The following is a 22,944-nucleotide window of genomic DNA, read 5'->3' as shown; positions in this document are numbered from 1 at the left end:
GGTCCCGGTATTTCCCTCCAAGCGAAAGACTTCTAGCGGTGACAGACAGTCAGAAATCCGACGAAACATTGGCAACAGCAGCTGCCAACGAAACCGAAGCCGAGGCAACCCCAGCCGAGAGTGCAGGCGCTGCCGTAGACGCCGCCGGCGAGACTGCGGAACCCGCGGCCCCGGCCGTCGCAGGCGAGGAGCCCGCCGAGGCATCCGAACCCACTGTGGCGGCGGAACCCGCCGAGGCGGCGGAGACGGCCGAGGCTGCGGAACCCGCCGAGGCTGTTGACGAAGCCGAAGCGACTCCTGCGTCGGCTCCGGCGCCGGGCCCCACGGCCGCGCGTCCCGCGCCGAGCCCGGCAGCGTTTGCCGCCCGGCCCAAGGCCAAGCCGTCTGCGGCCGCACCGGCTCCCGCGCCGGTGGCGGTGTCCTCCGCAGCCTCACTGGCCGAAGCGGCCCGCTGGGGCCGTGTTGAAGGCGACGGCCACGTCTTCCTGACCGTTGACGGCACGGAATACCCCGTAGGCCAGTACCCGGGGGTCAGCGCCGACGAGGCCCTGGGCTACTTCGCCCGGAAGTTCGACGACGTCGTGGCCCAGATCGTCCTGCTTGAACAGCGGGTGAGCTCCAAGGCGCCCACCGCGGACATGCAGAAGACCGTCACGCACCTGCGCGAACAGCTCGCCGAACGGAACATGGTGGGCGACTTCCGCTCCGCCGAGGCCCGGCTGGACGCACTGGTGACGCAGATCGGCGAGCTGGAAAAGGCCGAGAAAGCCGAACACGACGCCGTCCGCGCCGCTGAGCTTGCCGCCCGCGAGGCCATCGTGGCCGAGGCCGAGGAAATCGCCGGCCACGATCCCGCGCAAATCCAGTGGAAGACCTCCAGCGCGCGGATGAACGAACTCTTCGAGAGCTGGAAGACCGCACAGAAGAGCGGCGTCCGGCTAGGCCGCAGCAACGAGGACGCGTTGTGGAAGCGGTTCCGCGCCGCCCGCACGGTGTTTGACCGGCACCGCCGCGCCTACTTCTCCCAGCTGGACAGCAACAATTCGGCGGCCAAGGCCGTAAAAGAGAAGCTGATCACCGAAGCCGAGGCCCTGTCCTCCTCGACCGACTGGGGTTTTGCCGCCGGCGAGTACCGCCGCCTGATGGATGAGTGGAAAGCCTCCCCCCGCGCCAGCCGCAAGGACGACGACGCGCTGTGGGCCCGCTTCCGCGCCGCCCAGGACGTCTTCTTCACCAACCGGCAGGCAGCCAACGACGAGATCGACCAGGAATACGGTGCGAACCTGGTGGTCAAGGAAGCGCTCCTGGTGGAAGCCAACGAGCTCCTGCCGATCAAGGATCTCGCAGCAGCCAAGAAGGCACTGCAGTCCATCCGGGACCGCTGGGAAGAAGCCGGCAAGGTGCCGCGCGCCGACATGGGCCGCGTCGAGGCCGGTCTGCGGAAGGTGGAGGACGCTGTCCGCCACGCCGAGGACGAAAACTGGAAGCGTTCCAACCCGGAGACGAAGGCACGCACCAACAGCGCCCTCACCCAGCTCGAAGCCGCCATCGCCGGTCTCAAGGAAGACCTGGCCAAGGCGGAGAAGGCTGGCGACGAACGCAAGATCAAGGCCGCCCGGGAAGCCCTCGAGGCACGCCAGGCCTGGCTGGAGCAGCTCGAGCGCTCAGCGAGCGAGCTCTCCTAGGCACGCGGCACGAAGCAAGTCCAGGCCCCGTTTCGGTTATCCACATGACCGGTACGGGGCCTGTTCTATGTCCGGGGAACCGGGAACGATGGCGGAATGGTACCCATGCCCCGCGCTCCCGCCGCCCCGCCGGTTCCGGGCCGGCACGCCCCGGTGCCGAGGGGGCCGGGAGGTCCGGGGCCGGGTCCGGAAAACTGCGAGCTCTACTCCCCCGGCGCACTGTTCTCCTGGCCCGAGCTGCAGGCCATGGCGGCCGACGGCGTGCTGACGCAGCTGTATCAGCGCGGCTACCTGCCACCCGGGGCCGATGCCAGTCCGCAGCTTCGCGCGCGTGCCGCGTCCCTGGCGGTGGCGCCGGCGATCCGGCAGCGCGTCGTGGCGGGCCGGATGACCGCGGCATGGATCTATGCGTGTGCCCCGGAGCCGGACCGTCTGGCGCTGCTGGTTGACGCCAACCGGCGGATTTCCAGCCTGCGGTCCGTGCGCGGCTGCACCTTCCACGAAGTTCGGCTGGGGCCGTTCGACGTCGTGAGCATGGGAGGCCTGATGGTGTCCAGTCCGCTGCGCACGGCCGTGGACGTGGCGATGCACGTGGATGAGGAACGGGCCCTGCCGGCCCTGAGGGCGCTGCTGGCTCGTCCCGAGCTGGGCGTGCGCCTGCGGCTGCTCCGGCTTGCCGTTGACGCGAGTCCGCGCGTCCCGCACAAACGGGCGGCCCTCGCGAAGCTCGCCGCCCTCCTGGCAGAGCCGGCGGCGCCGGATTGACCCCGTCCTCTAAAGGGTCGGGCCGAGCCGTGAATTGCCGGGTCAGCTGCGGCGGCGGTTTCCGGTGGTGCGGTACACGTCGAAGACGCCGTCGATCCTGCGGACCGCGCTGAGCACGTGACTGAGGTACTTGGGGTCGCCCATCTCGAAGGCAAACTTGGAGATGGCCACCCGGTCCGTGGACGTGTGGACGCTCGCCGCCAGGATGTTGACGTGGTTTTCCGAGAGCACCCGGGTGACGTCGGAGAGCAGCGATTTGCGGTCCAGCGCCTCGACCTGGATCTCCACGAGGAACACGCTGGACTGTGTGGGCGCCCAGTCCACCTCCACGATCCTGTCCGGCTGGTCCATCAGGCCGCTCACGTTCGTGCAGTCGGTCCGGTGCACAGAGACCCCGGAGCCGCGCGTGACGAAGCCCAGGATCGGATCCGGCGGGACCGGCGTGCAGCACCGGGCCAGTTTCACCCAGACGTCGTCCACGCCGCGGACAACAACACCGGAATCGGAGAAGCGGGCCTTGCTGACCTGGGTCGGGATGGAGACCTCGGTGAGGGCATCGTCCGGGTGCTCGTTCCCGCCGAGGCTCTCCACCAGGCGTTCCATCACGGACTGCGCGGAGGTGTGGCCGTCGCCCACACCGGCGTAGAGCCCGGAGATGTCGGCGTACTTGAAGTCCTCCGCGATCGCCGCGAGGGCGTCGTGCGTCATGAGCCGCTGCAGCGGGAGGTTTTGCTTCCGCATCGCCTTGGTCAGCAGGTCCTTGCCGCGGTCAATCGCTTCCTCGCGGCGTTCCTTGCTGAACCATTGCCTGATCTTGTTCCGTGCCCGGGCACTCTTGACGAAGTGCTGCCAGTCCTGGCTGGGGCCGGCGCCTTCGGCCTTCGACGTGAAGATCTCGACCCAGTCGCCGTGGTTCAGTTCGCTGTTGAGCGGAACGAGCTTGCCGTTGACGCGCGCACCGATGGTCCGGTGGCCCACCTCGGTGTGCACCGCGTACGCGAAGTCAACGGGCGTGGACCCGGCGGGAAGGGCCATGACCTCGCCCTTGGGGGTGAAGACGAACACTTCCCGGGCATTGATCTCAAAGCGCAGGGAGTCAAGGAATTCGCCGGGGTCCGACGTCTCCTGCTGCCAGTCCACGAGGGACCGCAGCCAGCCCATGTCGCCGTCGCGCGGGCTGCCCGGCCCGGCCGCCGTCCGGTTCGGCTGGTCCTTGTACTTCCAGTGCGCGGCGACGCCGTACTCGGCCCGGCGGTGCATCTCGTGGGTGCGGATCTGGATCTCCACCGGCTTGCCGCCGGGACCGATCACCGTGGTGTGCAGCGACTGGTACATGTTGAACTTGGGCATCGCGATGTAGTCCTTGAACCGCCCGGGCAGGGGGTTCCAGCGCGAGTGCATCGCACCCAGGGCCGCGTAACAGTCCCGGACTGAATCGACCAGGACGCGCACGCCCATGAGGTCGTTGATGTCGTCGAAGTCTTTGTCGCGGACGATCATCTTCTGGTAGATCGAGTAGTAGTGCTTTGGCCGTCCGGTGATCGTGGCCTTGATCTTCGCGGTCCGGAGGTCCTCGGTGATCTGGTTGCGGATGACCGCCAGGTTCTTCTCGCGCTCCGGGGTCCGGTCCCCCACCATGCGCACGATTTCCTCGTACACCTTCGGATAGAGGGCAGCGAAGGACAGATCCTCCAGCTCCCACTTGATGGTGTTCATGCCAAGCCGGTGGGCCAGCGGCGCGAAGATTTCCAGCGTTTCGCGCGCTTTCCGGGCCGAGGACTCGGCCGAGACAAAACGCCAGGTGCGGGCGTTGTGGAGCCGGTCGGCGAGTTTGATCATCAGGACGCGGATGTCCTTGGCCATGGCGACGACCATCTTGCGCACAGTCTCGGACTGGGCCGCCTCACCGAAGCTGACCTTGTCCAGCTTTGTGACGCCGTCCACCAGCATGGCCACTTCCGGGCCGAACTCGGTCTTGAGGTCGGCAAGGGTGTAGGAAGTGTCCTCGACGGTGTCGTGCAGCAGGGCCGCGGCCAGCGTGGTGCCACTGAGGCCGAGTTCGGCGAGGATGGTGGCCACTGCGACCGGGTGGGTGATGTATGGGTCACCGCTCTTGCGCTTCTGGCCCCGGTGGCAGCGCTCTGCAACCACGAAGGCGCGCTGGATGAGGTCGAAATCCTCTTTGGGGTTGTTGGCGCGCACCGTGCGCAACAACGGCTCCAGGATCGGCGAGTATGCCGGGGCACCGCGGCCCGTCAGCCGGGCAAGGCGGGACCTCGTGCGTTCGCGACGGCCGGGGAAGGTGGGCCGGGCACCGGAATTGTCAACCGGCACGGGAACATCGGGGCGTCCGGGAACCACCAGGCCAGTCTGTGACCCCTGGCCTTGGCCCTTGTCCGCTGGTGCCTCCGGCACCGGCGTCGAACGTTCTTCCAATGGAGCACCTCTCGCGACCGGTTAATTATTCAAGTGTATTCCCGCAGCAGGATACTTCGATAACCGGCGGGGATACGGCGACGGGCCGGAGGCCGTCGAAAGGGACGGTCTCCGGCCCGTTTGTGGCCGCTTGGGACGGTTCAGGCCGTGGCGGGCGATGCCGGCGACGCGGTCTTGGCTGCCGCTTCGGCGCGCCTCTGCTCCACCCGCTTGGCCTGTTTGACCAGGTCGGGTTCGCCCTGCCGCAGCGCGGCGTACAGCGGAGCCGCGATGAAGATCGTGGCGGCAGTGCCGACCAGGATGCCCACGAACAGGGCCAGGGACAGGTCCCGCAGGGTTCCGGCACCGAGCAGCCCGGCCCCGATGAAGAGGATCGCGCCGACCGGCAGGATGGCCACCACCATGGTGTTGATGGACCGCACCAGGGTCTGGTTGATGGCGAGGTTGACCTCTTCGGCGAAGGTCCGCCGGGTGGAGGCCTGCATGTCCGAGGTGTTCTCCCGGATCTTGTCGAACACCACCACGGTGTCGTACAGCGAGTAGCTGAGCACCGTGAGGAAGCCGATGATGGCGGACGGGGTCACTTCGAAGTCGCTGAGGCCGTAAACACCGGCGGTCATGAACATCGTTACGGCCATGCCGACAAGTGCCGAGAGCGACATCTTCCAGGTCCGGAAGTAGAGCGCCATCAGGACCGCGGCCAGGCCCACAAAGATTGCCAGGCCCATCAGCGCCTGCTTCGTGACGTCCGCACCCCAGGTGGGGCCGACGAAGGTTGACGTGACTTCGTTATCCGTCACGCCGTAGGCCTTGGTGAGGCCTTCCTTGATCTGCAGCGTCTCGTCGTCGGAGAGCTTGTCCGTCTGGATCCGCATGGTGGTGCCGGCGACATTCGCCACGCGCGGCACGGACCCCGACACGACGTCCTTGACGGCCTTCTCGCCGAGGGAGGCCTCGGTGGTCTTGACGTTGGAGACCGTGAACTCGGAGCCGCCGCGGAACTCGATGCCGAGGTTGAATCCACCCTTGGCGACCGGGATCAGGATTGAGAGCGCGACGGCGATTCCGGCGATCAGGAACCAGATCTTCCTGTAGCCGACGAAGTCGTACGAGCGCTTGCCCGTGTACAGCTCATTGCCGAATGTTGAGAAGTTGACCATTTACTTGCCCTCCTTGGACGCGCTCTTGGAGGTACCGGCGAGCTGTGCCTGTTGTGCCTGGTCCTGCTTTTCGGCGAGACGGCGTTCTGCAATGGTCATCCGGCGCTCTGCCTCGGCGGCGGCACCGGTGTTCTTCGCCCGCACTACTGCCACGGGCTTGTCCTCCGGGGTACGCATCCGGCCGGCACCGCGGTACAGCGGGACGGCGCCGAGGCGCTTCGGGTCCAGGCCCGAGAACCGGTGGCCTTCGCCGAAGAACTTGGTGCGGGCCAGCAGCTGCAGGGTGGGGTGGGTGAACATGAAGACGACGATGAGGTCGGCGATCGCGGTGAGGCCGAGGGTGAACGCGAAGCCGCGGACGTTGCCCACGGCCACAAAGAACAGCACGACGGCGGCGAGGAGGTTCACGGCCTTGGACGCGAGGATGGTGCGCTTGGCCCGCTTCCAGCCGTTTTCGACGGCCGAGACCAGGCCGCGGCCTTCGCGGAGCTCATCGCGGATGCGCTCGAAGTAGACGATGAACGAGTCGGCCGTCTGGCCGATGGCCACGATCAGGCCGGCGACGCCGGCGAGGGAAAGCCGGTAGTTTTCGGTCCAGCCGAGGATGGCGATGGCCAGGAACGTCAGCACCCCGGCGATCACGAGGGAGGCCACGGTCACAAGGCCAAGTGCCCGGTACTGGAATAGCGAGTAGACAAACACCAGCAGGAGGCCGATCACGCCGGCGAGCATACCCATGCGGAGCTGCTCACCGCCGAGGGTCGCCGAGATCTGCTGTTCGCTCTGGATTTCGAAGCTGATTGGCAGGGCACCGAAACGGAGCTGGTCCGAGAGGGCCTTGGCCGACTCCTCGGTGAATCCGCCGGTGATCTGCGGCCGGCCGTCGGTGATGACGGCAAGGGAGCGCGGGGCGGAGATGACCTGGTCGTCCAGGACGATAGCGAACTGGGATTTCGGATCCGAGCCGGTCTGGCCGCCGCCGGCGGCGTAGAACTGGTACAGGCGCTCGGTGATTTCCTTGAACTTGGTGGTGCCCGCGTCATCGAACTGGATGTTGACGGCCCATTCATTGGTCACGGCGCCCTGGGCGCCGCGCTGCAGCTGGAACGAGGAGGACTTGATGTTCGAGCCCTTGACCTCCACCGGACCGAGGATGTACTTGATGGCCGGCGAATTGGCCGACGCCGGCTCGCAGGTCACCAGGGGCTTGGTCGGGTCGGAGCGCTGCTGCTTGTCCTGGGAGGGGTTGTCGCAGTCGAGCGCCTCGAACTGCTTGTAGACCTCGGGGGTAATCCAGTTCTCGTCACTGCTGTTGGCGGGTGCGGCAGTCGGCTTCGGCAGCTGGGCGTCCGGGGTCCTGGACGCGGCGGGGACCGCTGCGCCGGGACCGGTCTGGATGACCGGGCGGAAGTTCATGTCGGCGGAAGCCTGGATCAGTGCACGGGTTTCCTTGGCAGGGGTTCCCGGGAGGCTGACGACGACGTTGCGGCCGGACTGCGTGCTGATTTCCGCTTCCGCAACACCTGAGCCGTCCACGCGCTGGCGAATGATCGCCACGGCCTGGTTGAGCTGGTCTTCGGTGATGCCCGAACCGCCCTCAACCTTGGGCGCCAGGATCATCTGGGTGCCACCTTCAAGGTCCAGTGCGAGCTTTGGAGCCCAGCCCGCCTGGCCGGCCATCGTGCCGCCCGCCAGGACAGCCGTCATGGCGGCGATGATTACGCCAAGCCAGACCAGCATCCTGATGGCTGAGTATTTGGGGCCAGTTCGTGCCATTGTCGATCTTTCTATTATTTACGGCGGATCCGCCAGCGCGGGCTCTGGGCCCCCGCCGGCGGATGCCCGCAACCGTTGCTTCGCGGGATAGCTCAGGAAGGCAGACTAGCTGTCTTTTTTGCCTTCGTCGTTGAGGCGGCGCAGGGTTTCCTCGGGCGTTTCGGTGCGCGGCGCGTCGAGGACCGGGGCGCTGGCGTCCGTGCCCTCAGCACCCAGCTTCTCGGTGGTCAGCGAGGACGCGTCGTCGGGAACGACGGTGGGCTCTTCGGCCGCGACAACCGGCTCCACAATTTTGGTGACGGCCTGGCGGTGCACGGTGGCGGTGTTCCCCGGGGAGAGCTCCAGCGTGACCTTGTTCTCGGCCTCATCGATGTTCACGATCCGGCCGAACAGCCCGAAGCTCGTCATGACCTCTACACCGGGCTCGAACTTGGACTGAAGCTGTGCCTGCTGCTGCTGGGTCTTCTTGTTGCGGCGGAACATCATGAAGACGAAAAGTCCGAGCATGACGAACAGGAGAATCGTCATGATGTCGATGCCGCCGCCGGCCTGCGGCTGGGTCTGGGCAGAAATAAGTCCGAACACAGGGATTGTTCCGTTCTGTACTTGCATAGCTGTTTTTCAGCAACGTCCGTTTGCTCCGGGCGGCGCGGGCAGGGGTCTGCGCAGCAAACTGGCAGCGAGACCGTCCCCCAGACCGCCGGCGGCTACCTGCTCTCCGCCCACGGAAACAAAACCCGAACGTGCCGAGCGTCATACCAGTCTAAAGGGAAAAGCTGAAAGAACGGTGCTAGCGGCTGTTTGGGATCCATTGAGGATCGGTTTCTTCGCCAAGATCCCCGCCGGGCCCGCCCATCGGGCTCTGGCCCAGCTCGTCGGCCTGGAACAGCTCCAGCGGGTCCTGGCCGAAGGCGCCGGCTGGAACGGCGAAGCCCAGGTGCGTCCATGCCGGCGCCAGGGCAATGCGGCCGCGCGGCGTCCGGCCGAGCAGTCCCTCCCGCACCAGATAGGGCTCGGCGACCGTTTCCACGGTCTCCGTTTCCTCGCCGACGGCGATCGCGAGCGTGGACAGGCCGACCGGCCCGCCGCCGAACTTGGTAATGAGGGCCTCGAGAACGGCACGGTCCAGACGGTCCAGGCCGCGCTTGTCCACCTCATACATGTCCAGGGCCGCAGACGCCGCCCGCGCGTCGATTTGCTCAATGCCGTGCACGAGCGCCCAGTCCCGGACGCGGCGCAGGAGCCGGTTGGCGATGCGCGGCGTGCCCCGGGACCGGCCGGCGATCTCGCTGAATCCGGCGGAATTGACCTTCAGGTCCAGCAGGCCGGCGGAACGGCGCAGGACCAGTTCGAGCTCCTCGACTGAGTAAAACTCAAGGTGGCCGGTGAAACCGAAGCGGTCCCGCAGCGGCCCGGGCAGGAGGCCCGCCCGCGTGGTGGCGCCGACGAGGGTGAAGGGCGGCAGCTCCAGCGGAATGGCCGTGGCGCCGGCGCCTTTGCCGACGACGATATCAACGCGGAAATCCTCCATCGCCATGTACAGCATTTCCTCGGCCGGCCGGGACATGCGGTGGATTTCATCCAGGAACAGGACCTCGCCCTCAGAGAGCGAGGAAAGGATGGCCGCGAGGTCACCCGCGTGCTGGATGGCCGGGCCGCTGCTGATCCGCAGCGGGACGTTCATTTCGGCCGCGATGATCATGGACAGGGTGGTCTTGCCCAGGCCGGGAGGGCCCGACAGCAGCACGTGGTCCGCGCTGCGGCCACGCATACGCGAGGCCTCCAGGACGAGGGAGAGCTGCTTGCGGACCCGGTGCTGGCCCACGAAGTCGTGCAGGTTCTTGGGCCGCAGGGCGGCTTCGATGACCCGCTCCTCCGGCTCCTCTCCCCCGGCGACGATCGACGGCTCAGCCACGCGCGCCTACCCGGTTTCCGGCGCGGGCGCCGTCCTGGCCCAGCCAGCGCAGCGTCGCGCGGAGAATCTCCGCCACATTGCCGTTGGCGGCAAGGTCCGGGGAATCGGCCAGAGACTTGTCGATGCTGGCCGTGGCATCCTTTTCGGACCAGCCCAGGCTGGTCATCGCGGCCACCACCTGTGGCTTCCAGACTGATTCCGCGGACACGGCCGCGACGGGCGCGCCGGCAGTGCCGTGCGGCACAAGCTTGCCGGCGAGTTCGAGCACGATCCGGCCGGCTACCTTCGGTCCGATGCCGGGGACTTTCGTGAAGGCCTTGCCGTCGCCGGAGTGTGCGGCCACCCGGATGGCTTCCGGCTCGTGGACGGCCAGCACGGCCAGGGCGAGGCGGGGACCGACGCCGCTGACGCTGAGCAGCACGTCAAACACCTCGCGCTCGTCATCGCTCGCGAAGCCGAACAGGGTCAGCGAGTCCTCCCGCACGATCAGGGACGTGAACAGCTTTCCCTCCTCACCCACCCGGAGGCCACTGAGGGTCTGCGGTGTGGCGTTGACGCTCATGCCGGCGCCGTTGAGGTCGATCACGGCGGAGGACAGGCCAACATGCGCAACGGTTCCGCGAAGAAAACTGATCAAGGCCGGGCTCCTGGTCTAACTGGCGTCTACAACTGGGGGACTAAAGAAAGTACGGCCGGGCACGCCGGCTATCCGAACATATCTACGAATACCCTACCAAGCTCCGCGGCGCCACAGCCGGACATTCAGCGCGCACGGCGCGCTTTTGCCTCCGCGTCCGCCCACGCCCGCTGGGCCGGAGTGAGGGACTGGCTGCCCGGCCCCGTCGTCACTGCATCCTTGGTGGAAGTGCCGCCGCCGGACCGCCAGGCGTGCGTGATGGCCAACGCGAGGGCGTCGGCGGCGTCGGCCGGGCGCGGGGGCGCGTCCAGCCGGAGGATCTTGGTCACCAGCTTGGTGACGGCGTCCTTGTTCGAGGTCCCGCTTCCCGTCACGGCGGCCTTGACCTCCGACGGGGTGTGCAGCGCCACCGGGATGCCACGGCGCGCGGCGGCGGCAATGACCACGCCGGAGGCCTGCGCCACCCCCATGACCGTGCTGACGTTGAGTTGGGAAAAGACCCGTTCCACGGCGAGGACGTGCGGCTCGTACTTGTCCAGCCACTCATCGATGGATGTGGCGATGACCAGCAGCCGCTGGTCAAGGCTCTCCTCGGGGGAAGTTCCCACGACACCGAAGGCCACCATGGTGGCCCGCCGGTTCCGCTCGACGTCGACGACGCCGATCCCGCAACGGGTGAGGCCCGGGTCAACCCCCAACACGCGCAGCGTCACGATTGGGCCGTCAAGACCGGGCCTCAACGTCTCGGCGAGTTGAGCGCGTCACTCAGCTTCCAGTGCGGCCTGCACTTCGTCGCTGAGGTCGGCGTTGCTGTAGACGTTCTGCACGTCGTCGAGCTCTTCCAGGGCGTCCACAAGCTTCATGAACTTCTTGGCGGCGTCGAGGTCCAGCGGCACCTGCATGGACGGCACAAACTCGGCCTCGTCGGTGTCGTACTCGATGCCGGCTTCCTTGAGGGCATCGCGGATGGCCTGCAGGTCGGTCGGCTCGGAGTGGATCTCGAAGCTGTCGCCGTTGTCCTTGACTTCCTCTGCCCCGGCGTCGAGGACTGCCATCAGAACGTCGTCCTCGCTGAGGCCGTTCTTCGGCAGCGAAACGACGCCCTTGCGGGAAAAGAGGTAGCTGACGGAGCCGGGATCGGCGATCGTGCCGCCGTTGCGGGAGATGGCGAGCCGGACCTCGGAGGCGGCACGGTTCTTGTTGTCCGTGAGGCACTCGATCAGCAGCGCCGAACCCTGCGGGCCGCGGCACTCGTACATGATTTCGGTGTAGTCGACGACCTCGCCGGTGAGCCCGGCGCCGCGCTTGATGGCGCGGTCGATATTGTCAGCGGGCACCGACGTCTTCTTGGCCTTGGTGACGGCCAGTTCCAGGCTGGGGTTGCCGGAGAGGTCAGGGCCGCCCATGCGCGCGGCGACTTCGATGTTCTTGATCAGCTTGGCGAACGACTTGGCCCGGCGGCTATCAAGGATGGCCTTCTTATGCTTGGTCGTCGCCCATTTGGAGTGGCCTGACATGCTTTACGCTTCTCCTCTGATCATTCGAATAAACAGTTCATGCACGCGCTTTTCCCCCGTCACTTCCGGGTGGAAGGAGGTGGCCAGCAGCTTGCCGGAACGCACTGCAACAATTCTAGCCGTCCCGTCCAGGGATTCGGGGTGGCCGGCTTTGGACGGTTCCACCTGGGCGAGGACTTCGACGCCGTCGCCGACGCGCTCCACCCAGGGCCCGCGGATGAAGACGGCGTGGACCGGGGCCACTGCCCCGCCGGCGGCGCTGAACCCGAGCCCCCTGAAGTCCAGGTCCGTCTCGAAGGATTCGCGCTGCCGGCCGAAGGCGTTGCGGCGCACTGTGATGTCGAGTCCGCCGAACGTCTGCTGCGGGTTTCCGGCAAGGTCCGTCGCCGGGTCCGCGATCTCGTCCGCCAGCAGGATCATCCCGGCGCACGAGCCGTAGACGGGCAGGCCGGCCTGGATGCGTTCGCGCAGCGGATCCCGGAGCCCGAAGATCCTGGCGAGTTTGTCGATCGTGGTCGATTCGCCGCCGGGGATGATGAGCCCGTCCAGGCCGTCGAGTTCGGCGGGACGCCGGATCCCGACGCCCGCGGCACCGGCGGCTTCCACGGCATGCAGATGCTCCCGGAAATCGCCCTGGAGTGCCAGGACGCCAATCCGGAGGCCCGAACCCGCGCGGGATTCAGGGGAAAAAGAGGGGGTGGTCATCCCCACAGCATAATGCGCTGCGCTGCACTGTACGCATGGAAGGCGCATGCGACGGCCCCGGGCGTCCGGGTTCCATGCCGCTGCTGGGATATATTACAGAGCATGCTTTACTTCAGCGTTCCGCTCGGCAAGTTCGTCCGCCGGGTCTCCCGGCTCAGGGGCGGAGGCTCGGCCCTCCCCGGGCTTGTGGTCGAAAAAATCGACCCCGATTTCATGCGGCGGACGTTGTCCACGCTGCCGCTGGGGGTCGCCGTCGTCAGTGGCACGAACGGCAAGACCACCACCACCAAGATGGTGGTGGAACTGCTCGAGAGCCAGGGGCTGAAGGTCTTCACCAACCGCACGGGCAGCAACTTCACCCGCGGCGTGGCCGCGGCGCTCCTGGGCGAGGTGGACTGGCGGGGCCGGCTCGATGCCGACGTCGCTGTCCTGGAACTGGATGAGGCGCATGCCGTGCACTTCGTCAACAAGGTCCCGCCGCGGTACAGCCTCCTGCTCAACGTCCTCCGCGACCAGCTGGACCGTTTCGGCGAAATCGACAAGACCGCCGAGTTGCTCCAGCACATCGCATCCAAGACCACCGGGACCGTGGTCCTGAACCGGGAAGACCCGCGCGTCGCCCGGATCGCGCTCACCCTGGACGGGCCGGAGGTGCTCTACTTCGGGCTGGATGATTCCCTGCTGAGCACCTTCCCCAACGACGACGACATGCGCGCCGCCCCGGGCAGCCCGGTGCCGGCCGCCCCCGCCCGGCCCGCCGCCGACGTCGTGTTGCGCCGCGTGGGCGCCGACGACGCCGACTTCGAGTACGACGGCGCGACGGTCACCACGGGAATGAAACTGCGCGGCGTCTACAACATCTTCAATGCCGCCGCCGCGCTGACCCTGGCCCGCGGCGTCGCGGGCGCCCGCGGCACCGGGACCGACCAGGCAGGCCTGCTCACGGCACTGTCCAAGGTGGCGCCGGCGTTCGGCCGCGGCGAAAGCCTCGTGGTCGATGGCCTCCCGCTGGAACTGGTCCTGGTCAAGAACCCCAGCGGTTTCCGGCTCGGCCTCAAATCCTTCCCGGCCGCGGGGTACGCCACGATGATCGCGATCAACGACAACTACGCAGACGGCCGGGACATGTCCTGGCTGTGGGACGTCGAATTCGACACGCTCCGCGACGGCGGCGTGGACCAGCTCACGGGCTCCCGCGCGTATGACATGGCGCTGCGGCTGCAGTACGACGACGTCGCGATCGGCGCCGTCGACACGGACATTGCGCCGGCGCTGGCAGCGTTCATCCGCGGCGGCGAGGGCAAGCCCAAGAGGATTTTCTGCACCTACACGGCCATGCTGGCCATCCGCCGCGAGCTGTCCAAAATCACCACAGTGGAGGTGGTCTCATGACCCCCCGGTCCCCCGAAACCCCGCACGAGCTGTCCTTTGGGCACGAACTTCCGCCCGAAGATTCCGCGGCCCCCAGTAAGGGAAGCATCCGGGTCCTGCAGCTCTACCCGCGGGACATGAACATCTACGGCGACTGGGGCAACGCCCTGGTCCTCGCGCAGCGGCTGCGCTGGCACGGCTACACGCCGGAACTGCTCGAATACAACGTTGGTGACCCGTTCCCGGCAGACGTGGACCTGATTGTCGGTGGCGGCGGACAGGACAGCGGACAGCTCGTCATCCAGGACGACCTCCTCTCGCGCGAGTCCACCCTGAAGCAGATGGCCGACGACGGCACCCCGATGCTCGTGATCTGCGGGCTGTACCAGCTGTTCGGGAAGTTCTTCAAGACCCGGCTCGGGTCCGTCCTGCCGGGCATCGGCATCCTTGACGTGGAGACCCACGGTACCGATGAGCGCCTGATCGGGAACGTCACGGTCTCCTCCCCCGAGTTCGGCAGCATCCTGGGCTATGAGAACCACAGCGGCCAGACCACACTGGGACCGGGCGTCGAACCGCTCGGGACCACCGCCAAAGGCACCGGCAACAACAGCACCGACGGCCAGGAGGGCGCCCGCTACCGCAACATCGTGGCGAGCTACCTGCACGGCTCGCTGCTGCCCAAGAACCCTGCCCTCGCGGATTTCCTGATCCGGACCGCCGTCGAACGCAAATACGGCAGCTTCACCCCGGGCACCCCGGACGACTCCTACGCGGTGCTGGCGCGCGAACACGCCGCCCGCCGGCCCCGCTGACCCGGATGGCAGGCACCGGCGGCGGCACGATCCGGATTGGGCGCGACACCCCGGGGCGGGAGGACGTCCTGCAGCTGCTGGGCGAGCACCTCGCCGACATGTACGCGACCTCCCCGCCGGAAAGCGTCCACGCCCTTGATCCCGCCGCGCTGGCCGGCCCCGACATCAGCTTCTGGACCGCCCGGGCGGACTCACGGCTGTTGGGCTGCGCGGCGCTGAAGCACCTGGCTCCCGGCGACGCCGAGATCAAGTCGATGCGCACCGCGAATGCAGCCCGCGGGCGCGGTGTGGCCTCGGCACTGCTCCGCCACCTTCTGGCGGAGGCCCGGGACAGCGGCTACGAACGCTTGTTCCTGGAGACGGGCAGCCAGGAGTTTTTCGCTCCCGCGCGGCGGCTGTACGAACGGCACGGCTTCGTGGGCTGCCCGCCTTTCACCGGCTACGAACCCGACCCCAACAGCGTCTTCATGAGCCTGCACCTCGACGCCGGGTAACAGCCCGGCCGCTTTCCACAGGCCCAGTCTGCCGGTACCGGCCCCCATTACCGGCTCCGGACGAAGGCCAGGACGTCGCGCGGCACCCGCCTGCTCGATCCCGCCCGGAGATGGCCCCACCGCTCGTAGACGATCAGGGTGCAGTCTGGAATCAATCGCGCGGTCTCCTCCGCAACCGTCTTCGGGAAGAACGCGTCCCGCCCGCCGCAGAGCAGCAGGACGGGCGGGCGAATGAGCGGCAGCACCGCCCGCGCATCGAACGCCAGCTCGGCCCGCGGGCCGCGACGGCGGCGGCCATCCGCTCGTCCACGTCCTTGCCCCACGCGCTCAGTTCGGCCGCCGTGACCACCATCGCGATGTGCCCGAAGGACCGCGGATGGCGGGCGGCCAGGTACTGCCCGATCATCCCGCCGAATGACTCGGCCACCACCAGGTCAACCCGGCCGCCGAACTCCTCGGCGATCAGCCGGGCATAGTCAGCCGCCATGTCGGCGCTGGTGTGCGACTCCGGCATGTTCCGCCGGCGGGTGACAATCCAGATGGCGTACCCGGCCTCCTGATAGGCGGCGAACTCCCGACGGAACACCCCGCGCAGCACCCCCTGGGGCACAAAGCTCCCCGGTCCGCCCTGGACGAACAAGAGCGTCTTCGGGCCCGGGCCCCACGTCAGGTAGTCCATCCCGTTGGGGAACGTCCCGCTCCGGGATTCCCGATCCCGCCGGCCTGCCCGCGCCATGACGAGGCCTGTCTACGGCGTCGTCGTGGGCTGCGGCTGCCGCAGCAGCTCCGCGAACTCCGCCGGCCGGGATGCCGGCCACCAGTGGCCGCTGTCCACCCGGATCACCGTGAGGTCATCCACCCAGGATTCCAATCCTTCCACGAGGTCCGGCGACAGGAAGGAATCCTTCAACGGCACCACCACCTGGACAGGCAGCGTCACGCGGCCGCCTGGCGGCCAGTTCACGGCCGAGAAAAAATTGGCGCGGTAGAGGGCCAGGCCGCGGATGGGATCATCGCCGACGTCGCGCTTCGCCGTCTGCGCGTAGCGTTTGGTGAGGAACAGGCGCCAGGCGGCCTCCGGCAGCGTCGGCACAAGGAACGCAGCGATGTACCAGCTGCGGGCCAATTGCCCGGCCAGCTGGGGCCACGCCCGTGGACGTGCATACCGGCTTCGCACCCAGCGGGCGAAGTGCCGCAGGTCCGGGCCGGAGATGGACGTGTACCGGCCGATCAGGCCCGCGGCCCTGGGGTCCTGGACTGCGGCCCAGCCCTGGATCGATCCCCAGTCATGGCCCACAAGATGGACGTCCCTGGTCCCGACGGCGGCCAGCACGGCGAACATGTCATCCACGAGCGTCTTCAGGGTGAAGTCCCCGGGGAGGCCGGTGACGGACGCGCCCGCGTTCCGGGTGTCGTAGGCGACCACGTGGTGGCTTCGGGCCAGATCACGGATGGCCGGCAGGTAGACCTGATGGTCATCCGGATAGCCGTGTACCAGCAGCAGCGTCGGCACGTCCGGTCCCGGCTCCCTGCCATACTCAAACACGGCAAGCTCGGCCCCGTTGGACGCGACGGTGCGCCGCCGTTCGTTGATCATCTCCATGCCGCCCAAGCTTAGGGCCCCGGGGTGAGAATAAGCTCATGGGCGCCCGCCGCCGCGGCGCCCATCGACTCCAGCACGGCCGTGGTGCGCCGGCGCGTGGCCGCGTCCGCCGCCGTTCCGGCACAACGGCCCTGCGGCGCGTCGGCCGCCACCGAACACCAGCGGTAGGGTCCGCGGACCATCACCGACGGCGCCCAAGCCAGGTCTGAGGCGGCCCAGGACCCGGCCGCGTCCTGGCTGAACTGCACCCGGACCAACAGTCCCTCGTTGTTGACGACGAACGACGGCGAGAGCTCGGTGATGCCGTTCCCGAGCCCGTACACAATCCAGGTTCCCTTGTACTTCTCGATCGGCAGCACCGAGTGGCTGTGGTGGCCGTAGACCAGGCTGAACAGGCCGCTGTCCACGAGCGTATGGGCGACGTCGCGCTGCTGGGCGTTGGGCCCGTTTGAGTACTCCTGGCCGGCGTGCATGACCCCCAGCACGATGTCCGCGCCCAAAGCCCTGGCCTTGCGTGCCTTGGAAATCATGGCAACGGGATCGAGCAGGTCAACCTGCCAGGGCTGCTCGGCGCGCAGCCCGTTGAGGCCGTATGTGGCATCAACGACGGCGATTTTGGCCGCGGCAGTCTGCAGGACCAGGATGCCCTGCGACTCCGCCTCGGTCCGGTACGAGCCCGTGTGCCGGAGTCCGGCGGCGTCGAGCGCGTCCAGGGTGCGGATAAGTCCCGCGGTGCCGCGGTCAACGGTGTGATTGCTGGCCGTCGTGCAGGCCCGATAGCCCACGCCCCGCACGGCGGTGATGATCTGCGGCGGAACGTTGAAGGAGGGATATCCGGAGAATGGACCGTCCGGACCGGCCACCGGTGTCTCCAGATGGCAGATCGCCACGTCGCTCTGCTCGATGTAGCGCCGCTGGCCCGCCAGCAACGGCCCGAAGTCCAGCCCCGCCGCGCCGGCAGCGCGGGCGTCCTCGCTGGCCTGCCGCCAGAGCTGGGGGTGGACCAGCATGTCCCCGCTGACGAGGACGGAGGTGCACCGGGCGGCCGCACAGCCTGGCCCCTTCCCGGGCGTCGGGGTGCGCGTCGGCGTGGGCGTCGGTGTGCCCGACGGCGGCTGCGTCGGCGTGGGCGTCGGTGTGCCCGACGGCGGCTGGGCAACGTCAGCCGCTCCCCCGGTACCGCCGGCTCCCGCCGTGGGACCCGGGGGGTTATCCGGCCCGGCAAAGAGTCCGCAGGATGCCAGCAGAGACGCGAGAACAACGGCCGTGGCGACAGCCAACATCCGGCCCCGCTGCCTTGCGGTCGTGTTCCCCATGCCGCTCATCCTATGGTGGGCGGCATCACAACACACGGAGGCGATCGTTGAGAAGCGGCCGCCTGCATGAAAGAGTCATTTCATGACCAATCCCCTCCTGAGCCCCAGCACCCTGCCCTATGGACTGCCGCCATTTGCGGATATCGAAGACGCGCACTACGCCGAGGCCGTGGAGGCCGGCCTGGCCGAGCACCTTGCCGAAATCCAGGCCATCGTGGACACCCCGGCGGCCCCGACCTTCGAAAACACGGCTCTCGCCATGGAGCGCTCCGGCCGGCTCCTGGACCGGGCCGCCGCCTCCTTTTTCACCCTGGTTTCCGCAGACGCCTCGGACACCATCCGGGACCTCGAGACCCGCCTGTCCCCGCTCTTTGCCGCCCACCAGGACGCGGTCTACCTCGACCGCGGGCTCTACGAGCGCTTCGCGGCGCTGGACGCAACGGTCCTGGACGCGGAGTCCGCCCGGCTCGTGGAGGAATACCTCAAGGAGTTCCGGGCCTCCGGCATCCAGCTTGACGGCGCCGGCCAAGAGCGCCTCAGGGACGTCAACGCCGAGCTTTCCCGGCTTGGCACCGAGTTCGGCCAGCGCGTCAAGGAGGGCATGAAGTCCGCTGCCCTGCTGCTGGATGACGCCGCCGACCTCGCCGGCCTGCCCGCCGACGACGTCGCCAGCGCCGCCGAGGCTGCCCGGACCGCCGGGCACGAGGGTAAGTTCCTGCTGACCCTGATCCAGCCGAGCAACCAGCCCGCCATGGCCGCGCTGGCGAACCGGGAAATCCGCCGTCGCCTCTATGAGGCCTCCATCGGCCGCGGCAGCGACGGCGGCAGCTTCGATGTGCTCGATCTGGTCAAGGACATGGTCCGGCTCCGCGCCGAGAAGGCCAGCCTTCTGGGGTTCGCGAACTTCGCCGAACTCAGCGTGGACCGGCAGACGGCACCGGACTTCCAGGCCGTTCAGGCGATGATGAGCCGGCTGGCCCCGGCCGCCGTCCGCAATGCCGACGCGGAGGCCGAGGCGCTGGCCGAGGCCGCCGGCCACCCGCTCGAGGCCTGGGACTGGGCGTACTACTCGGCCAAGGTCAAACGGGAGCGGTATGCCGTGGACGAGCAGGCCCTGCGCCCCTACTTCGAGCTTGACCGGGTTCTGAATGATGGCGTGTTCTTCGCGGCGAACGCCCTGTACGGCGTCACCTTCCACGAACGCGCCGACCTCGCCGGCTACCACCCGGACGTGCGCGTCTGGGAGGTGAAGAATTCCGACGGAACGGACCTGGGCCTGTTCCTGGGCGACTACTACACGCGGGAGACGAAGCGCGGCGGCGCGTGGATGAATTCCCTCGTGGAGCAGTCCGGGCTGCTGAACACCCGTCCTGTGGTGATCAACAACCTCAACATCTCCAAGCCGCCGGCCGGCGAACCCACCCTGTTGACGCTGGACGAGCTGCGCACCACCTTCCACGAGTTCGGCCATGCCCTGCACGGCTTGTTTTCCGCAGTCACGTATCCGCGGTTCTCCGGTACGAACGTGCCGCGGGACTTTGTTGAATACCCTTCGCAGGTCAACGAAATGTGGATCATGTGGCCCGAGGTCCTGGCCAACTATGCCCGGCACCACGCCACCGGCGAGCCACTGCCGCAGGAGACCGTGGACAAACTCAACGCCGCGCAGCTGTGGGGCGAAGGCTTTGGCACCACCGAATACCTCGGCGCTGCGCTGCTGGACCTTGCGTGGCATGTCCTGGACGGCTCCGACATCCCGGACGACGCCGTCGAGTTTGAAGACAAGGCCCTGGCTGCGGCCGGCGTGGCGCATAGCCTGATCCCGCCGCGCTACCGGACCGGCTATTTCCAGCACATCTTCGCGGGAGGCTGGTACGCCGCGGGCTACTATTCCTACATCTGGAGCGAGGTCCTGGACGCCGACACCGTGGAATGGTTCAAGGAAAACGGGGGCCTCAGCCGCGCCAACGGCGACTACTTCCGCGCCGAACTGCTTTCCCGCGGCAACAGCCGGGACCCGCTGGAGTCCTTCCGCGCCTTCCGCGGCCGGGACTCGGATCTCGGGCCGCTGCTGAAGCGCCGCGGCATCGACTGACCCCGCATCGATTGCTCCGTGGATGCCCTTTTGAACGCTCAAAACGTCGGTTACGGAGCAACCGACGGGGAAAACGTACGACGCCGGGCGGCCACCCAAGAAGGTGACCGCCCGGCGTCGTGGTTATTGCTCTGGCGAGAATCGCGCCCAACTCTCTTGGCTTAATAAGAGAGGGCGCAGAGGCTCAACGTTCGGGGCGCCCAGCGCCACGAACGTTGAGAAGCGCCCGAACGTTACCAGCCGCGCTCGGCGAGGCGGTGCGGCTGCGGGATCTCGTCGACGTTGATGCCGACCATGGCCTCGCCCAGGCCGCGGGAGGCCTTGGCGATCTCGTCCGGGTCGTCGTAGAAAGTAGTGGCCTTCACGACGGCGGCGGCACGCTGGGCCGGGTTGCCGGACTTGAAGATGCCGGAGCCGACGAACACGCCGTCGGCGCCGAGCTGCATCATCATCGCGGCGTCGGCCGGGGTGGCGATGCCGCCGGCGGTGAACAGCACCACCGGGAGCTTGCCGGTCGCGGCTACTTCCTTGACCAGTTCGTACGGGGCCTGCAGTTCCTTGGCCGCGACGTAGAGCTCGTCCTCGGCCATGCCGGCGAGCTTCTTGATCTCGGCGCGGATCTGGCGCATGTGCGTGGTGGCGTTGGAGACATCCCCGGTGCCGGCCTCACCCTTGGACCGGATCATCGCCGCGCCCTCGTTGATGCGGCGCAGGGCCTCGCCCAGGTTGGTCGCACCGCAGACGAACGGAACGGTGAAGTTCCACTTGTCGATGTGGTTGGTGTAGTCGGCCGGGGTCAGGACCTCGGACTCGTCGATGTAGTCCACGCCGAGGGACTGCAGAACCTGCGCCTCGACGAAGTGACCGATCCGGGCCTTGGCCATGACCGGCACGGACACGGCCGCGATGATCTTGTCGATCATGTCGGGATCGGACATGCGGGACACGCCGCCCTGGGCGCGGATATCGGCCGGAACGCGTTCCAGCGCCATCACGGCCACGGCACCGGCGTCTTCGGCGATGCGGGCCTGCTCGGCGTTGACGACGTCCATGATGACGCCGCCCTTGAGCATCTCAGCCATGCCGCGCTTGACGCGGCTGCTGCCCGTGACGTTCTTCGCGGACGCGCCGGCTTCGCTGCTTACATCAGGTGTAGACACAAAAACCCCTATGGGTAGATAGATGACCTCGCCGGGGGCGCGGACGGCACGTTCATGCCGTGTCTCGCACACACCGGATTACCGGATCCATTGGCCGGTAAGGCTAATACTATCCCCCGGCCGGGGCACGGCAGAATTCGGGTTACAGCAGTCGAATCTCGCGCGGGGACAGGGATTCGGCGCGGCCGCCGGGGCACCGCGTGGCGCCGTCAGGCGGGACGTTCCGTGGCGGTACCTTCGGGTTCCCCAAGCGACTGGCGGTGCACTGTCACGATGCGCTGGATCACGGTCACCAGGCTCGCCGTCGCGAGCAGGCACAGCGTGACCAGCAACACCACGGAGGGCAGGCCCAGGCCGGTGAGTCCCGTGACCACCAGCACGGACACGAGGCGCTCGGCGCGCTCGGCGATGCCGACGTTGGCGTGAAAACCCAGGGCTTCGGCCTTGGCCCGCGCATAGGAGACCACCATGCCGAGCACCAGGCAGAGAATGGCGGCGACGGCGATCGCCGGGTTGGCGCCGCCGGTGAAGAACCAGACAGCGACGCCGGCGAACAGGGCGCCGTCAGCCACGCGGTCAAGGGTGGAGTCCAGGAAGTTGCCCCACCGGCCGCCGCGCTGCTGCATCCGGGCCATGATGCCGTCGATGACGTCGGAGAAAATGAACGCCGTGATGAACACGGTCCCCCAAAAGAGCTGCCCGAGCGGGTAGAACACGAGGGCGCCGACCACGACGCCGAGCGTGCCGACCACCGTCACGGCGTCGGGAGAGACCCCGATCCTCAGCAGCCAGCGGGCAACCGGGGAAAACAGGGCGGTGAAGAAACCCCGGGCGTGCCTGTTAAGCATCCTTCTCCCCGGCTGTTTCCTGGTGCGCTGGTATTTGCTGCTTTGGTGTTTCCTGCGGCGCGGGCGTTTCCTGCGGCCATGCGTCGGCGACCTGTTGGCGGACCTCGCCGAGGGTCTGCGTGACAGCCTTGGTCTGGGCAATGATGGGGAAGAAATTTCCGTCCCCGCCCCAGCGCGGCACCACGTGCTGGTGCAGGTGGCCGGCGATGCCCGCCCCGCCGGTGACTCCCTGGTTCATGCCCAGGTTGAAACCGGAGGGGTTGGCGACTTTGCGCAGCACCCGCATGGCCGTCTGCGCCAGTTCGGCGAATTCCGCCGTTTCCTCGACCGTGAGATCCGTGTAGTCGGGGATGTGCCGGTAGGGGCAAACCAGCAGGTGGCCGGGGTTGTACGGGAAGAGGTTCAGCACCACGTAGCTGGTGCGGCCCCGGTACACGATCAGGGAGTCCTCGTCCCCCCGCTCGGGTGCGGCGCAGAACGGGCAGTCGTTGGGGTCCTTGAACTGGTGCTGGCCACCCTTGATGTACGCCATCCGGTGCGGGGTCCACAGGCGCTGGAAAGCGTCCGGGACCCCGGCCAGGCCGAAGTCGTCCGTCACGGCGTGGTCGCCCGGATACTCCGGCCCGGCCCCTGTCGATTCCTGCAC

Annotated in this window: 21 protein-coding genes; 6 read left to right on the top strand and 15 right to left on the bottom strand. The window is 67.7% G+C overall.

Features of this window, described 5'->3' with window-relative positions; translation table 11 throughout:
* Positions 1-38 precede the first annotated feature (38 nt).
* Together AC1DXI_RS09760 and AC1DXI_RS09755 are read left to right on the top strand one after the other, a co-directional pair.
* Positions 39-1,685: a DUF349 domain-containing protein gene (locus AC1DXI_RS09760; protein ID WP_476938423.1), complete on the top strand. Its 1,647-nt coding sequence runs from the start codon at positions 39-41 to the stop codon at positions 1,683-1,685.
* A gap of 105 nt (positions 1,686-1,790) precedes the next feature.
* Positions 1,791-2,450, top strand: a complete 660-nt coding sequence (locus tag AC1DXI_RS09755) for a hypothetical protein (protein ID WP_476938422.1) — start codon at positions 1,791-1,793, stop codon at positions 2,448-2,450.
* A 42-nt stretch (positions 2,451-2,492) separates the two neighbouring features.
* On the opposite strand, the gene AC1DXI_RS09750 is transcribed toward AC1DXI_RS09755, so the two are convergent.
* The 9 genes from AC1DXI_RS09750 to pdxT form a co-directional block, all read right to left on the bottom strand.
* A complete protein-coding gene (locus tag AC1DXI_RS09750; RefSeq protein WP_476938431.1) occupies positions 2,493-4,811 on the bottom strand; it encodes a RelA/SpoT family protein in 2,319 nt (772 codons plus the stop codon).
* A 215-nt stretch (positions 4,812-5,026) separates the two neighbouring features.
* Positions 5,027-6,046, bottom strand: coding sequence for a protein translocase subunit SecF (gene secF / locus AC1DXI_RS09745; protein WP_476938421.1), 1,020 nt, complete (start codon positions 6,044-6,046; stop codon positions 5,027-5,029).
* Positions 6,047-7,822, bottom strand: coding sequence for a protein translocase subunit SecD (gene secD, locus AC1DXI_RS09740; RefSeq protein ID WP_476938420.1), 1,776 nt, complete (start codon positions 7,820-7,822; stop codon positions 6,047-6,049). It lies immediately after the preceding gene.
* A 105-nt stretch (positions 7,823-7,927) separates the two neighbouring features.
* Positions 7,928-8,350: a preprotein translocase subunit YajC gene (gene yajC, locus AC1DXI_RS09735; RefSeq protein ID WP_476938430.1), complete on the bottom strand. Its 423-nt coding sequence runs from the start codon at positions 8,348-8,350 to the stop codon at positions 7,928-7,930.
* Between the two features lie 262 nt (positions 8,351-8,612).
* Entirely contained in the window at positions 8,613-9,737 is a 1,125-nt protein-coding gene (ruvB, locus tag AC1DXI_RS09730) for a Holliday junction branch migration DNA helicase RuvB (RefSeq protein WP_476938419.1), read from the bottom strand.
* A complete protein-coding gene (gene ruvA / locus AC1DXI_RS09725) occupies positions 9,730-10,374 on the bottom strand; it encodes a Holliday junction branch migration protein RuvA (protein WP_018773177.1) in 645 nt (214 codons plus the stop codon). The genes ruvB and ruvA overlap by 8 nt, the downstream gene beginning before the upstream one ends.
* Positions 10,375-10,499: 125 nt before the next feature.
* Entirely contained in the window at positions 10,500-11,087 is a 588-nt protein-coding gene (gene ruvC, locus AC1DXI_RS09720) for a crossover junction endodeoxyribonuclease RuvC (protein WP_476938418.1), read from the bottom strand.
* A gap of 48 nt (positions 11,088-11,135) precedes the next feature.
* Positions 11,136-11,891, bottom strand: a complete 756-nt coding sequence (locus tag AC1DXI_RS09715; protein WP_018773179.1) for a YebC/PmpR family DNA-binding transcriptional regulator — start codon at positions 11,889-11,891, stop codon at positions 11,136-11,138.
* Positions 11,892-11,894: 3 nt separating this feature from the next.
* Positions 11,895-12,596 carry a pyridoxal 5'-phosphate synthase glutaminase subunit PdxT gene (gene pdxT / locus AC1DXI_RS09710; protein ID WP_476938417.1) on the bottom strand — a complete coding sequence of 234 codons (702 nt, stop codon included), beginning with the start codon at positions 12,594-12,596 and terminating at the stop codon, positions 11,895-11,897.
* A gap of 102 nt (positions 12,597-12,698) precedes the next feature.
* On the opposite strand from pdxT, the gene AC1DXI_RS09705 reads away from it, so the two are divergent.
* Genes AC1DXI_RS09705 through AC1DXI_RS09695 form a run of 3 tightly spaced genes read left to right on the top strand, consistent with a single transcriptional unit; the run spans position 12,699 to position 15,276 of the window.
* Positions 12,699-13,988: a MurT ligase domain-containing protein gene (locus AC1DXI_RS09705; RefSeq protein WP_476938416.1), complete on the top strand. Its 1,290-nt coding sequence runs from the start codon at positions 12,699-12,701 to the stop codon at positions 13,986-13,988.
* The gene (locus AC1DXI_RS09700) at positions 13,985-14,782 is read left to right on the top strand and encodes a type 1 glutamine amidotransferase (protein ID WP_476938415.1); all 798 of its coding nucleotides are present in this window, start codon (positions 13,985-13,987) and stop codon (positions 14,780-14,782) included. Before AC1DXI_RS09705 ends, AC1DXI_RS09700 begins: the two co-directional genes overlap by 4 nt.
* Positions 14,783-14,787: 5 nt before the next feature.
* Positions 14,788-15,276: a GNAT family N-acetyltransferase gene (locus tag AC1DXI_RS09695; protein WP_476938414.1), complete on the top strand. Its 489-nt coding sequence runs from the start codon at positions 14,788-14,790 to the stop codon at positions 15,274-15,276.
* Between the two features lie 151 nt (positions 15,277-15,427).
* Here the strand turns inward: AC1DXI_RS09695 and AC1DXI_RS09690 are convergent, their stop codons facing one another.
* From AC1DXI_RS09690 to AC1DXI_RS09680, 3 genes are read right to left on the bottom strand one after another with little or no spacing between them, the layout of a single operon-like run.
* Complete coding sequence (locus AC1DXI_RS09690; RefSeq protein ID WP_476938413.1) at positions 15,428-16,012, bottom strand: alpha/beta fold hydrolase; 585 nt, start codon at positions 16,010-16,012, stop codon at positions 15,428-15,430.
* Between the two features lie 12 nt (positions 16,013-16,024).
* On the bottom strand, positions 16,025-16,879 hold the full coding sequence (locus AC1DXI_RS09685) for an alpha/beta fold hydrolase (protein ID WP_476938412.1): 855 nt from the start codon (positions 16,877-16,879) through the stop codon (positions 16,025-16,027).
* Positions 16,880-16,890: 11 nt separating this feature from the next.
* Positions 16,891-18,195, bottom strand: coding sequence for a CapA family protein (locus AC1DXI_RS09680; RefSeq protein ID WP_476938411.1), 1,305 nt, complete (start codon positions 18,193-18,195; stop codon positions 16,891-16,893).
* An 82-nt stretch (positions 18,196-18,277) separates the two neighbouring features.
* Between AC1DXI_RS09680 and AC1DXI_RS09675 the strand changes: the two genes are divergently transcribed.
* Positions 18,278-20,290, top strand: a complete 2,013-nt coding sequence (locus tag AC1DXI_RS09675; RefSeq protein ID WP_476938410.1) for a M3 family metallopeptidase — start codon at positions 18,278-18,280, stop codon at positions 20,288-20,290.
* A gap of 233 nt (positions 20,291-20,523) precedes the next feature.
* Here the strand turns inward: AC1DXI_RS09675 and pdxS are convergent, their stop codons facing one another.
* The 3 genes from pdxS to AC1DXI_RS09660 form a co-directional block, all read right to left on the bottom strand.
* On the bottom strand, positions 20,524-21,450 hold the full coding sequence (pdxS, locus tag AC1DXI_RS09670) for a pyridoxal 5'-phosphate synthase lyase subunit PdxS (RefSeq protein WP_026266390.1): 927 nt from the start codon (positions 21,448-21,450) through the stop codon (positions 20,524-20,526).
* Positions 21,451-21,659: 209 nt separating this feature from the next.
* Positions 21,660-22,298 (bottom strand): phosphatidylinositol phosphate synthase, encoded by a 639-nt coding sequence (gene pgsA, locus AC1DXI_RS09665; RefSeq protein ID WP_018773189.1) that lies wholly within the window; start codon positions 22,296-22,298, stop codon positions 21,660-21,662.
* Complete coding sequence (locus tag AC1DXI_RS09660; RefSeq protein WP_476938409.1) at positions 22,291-22,944, bottom strand: HIT family protein; 654 nt, start codon at positions 22,942-22,944, stop codon at positions 22,291-22,293. Before AC1DXI_RS09660 ends, pgsA begins: the two co-directional genes overlap by 8 nt.

The organism is Arthrobacter sp. P1_H7 (assembly GCF_056405215.1).
This window is presented reverse-complemented; position numbering and strand designations above follow the sequence as displayed.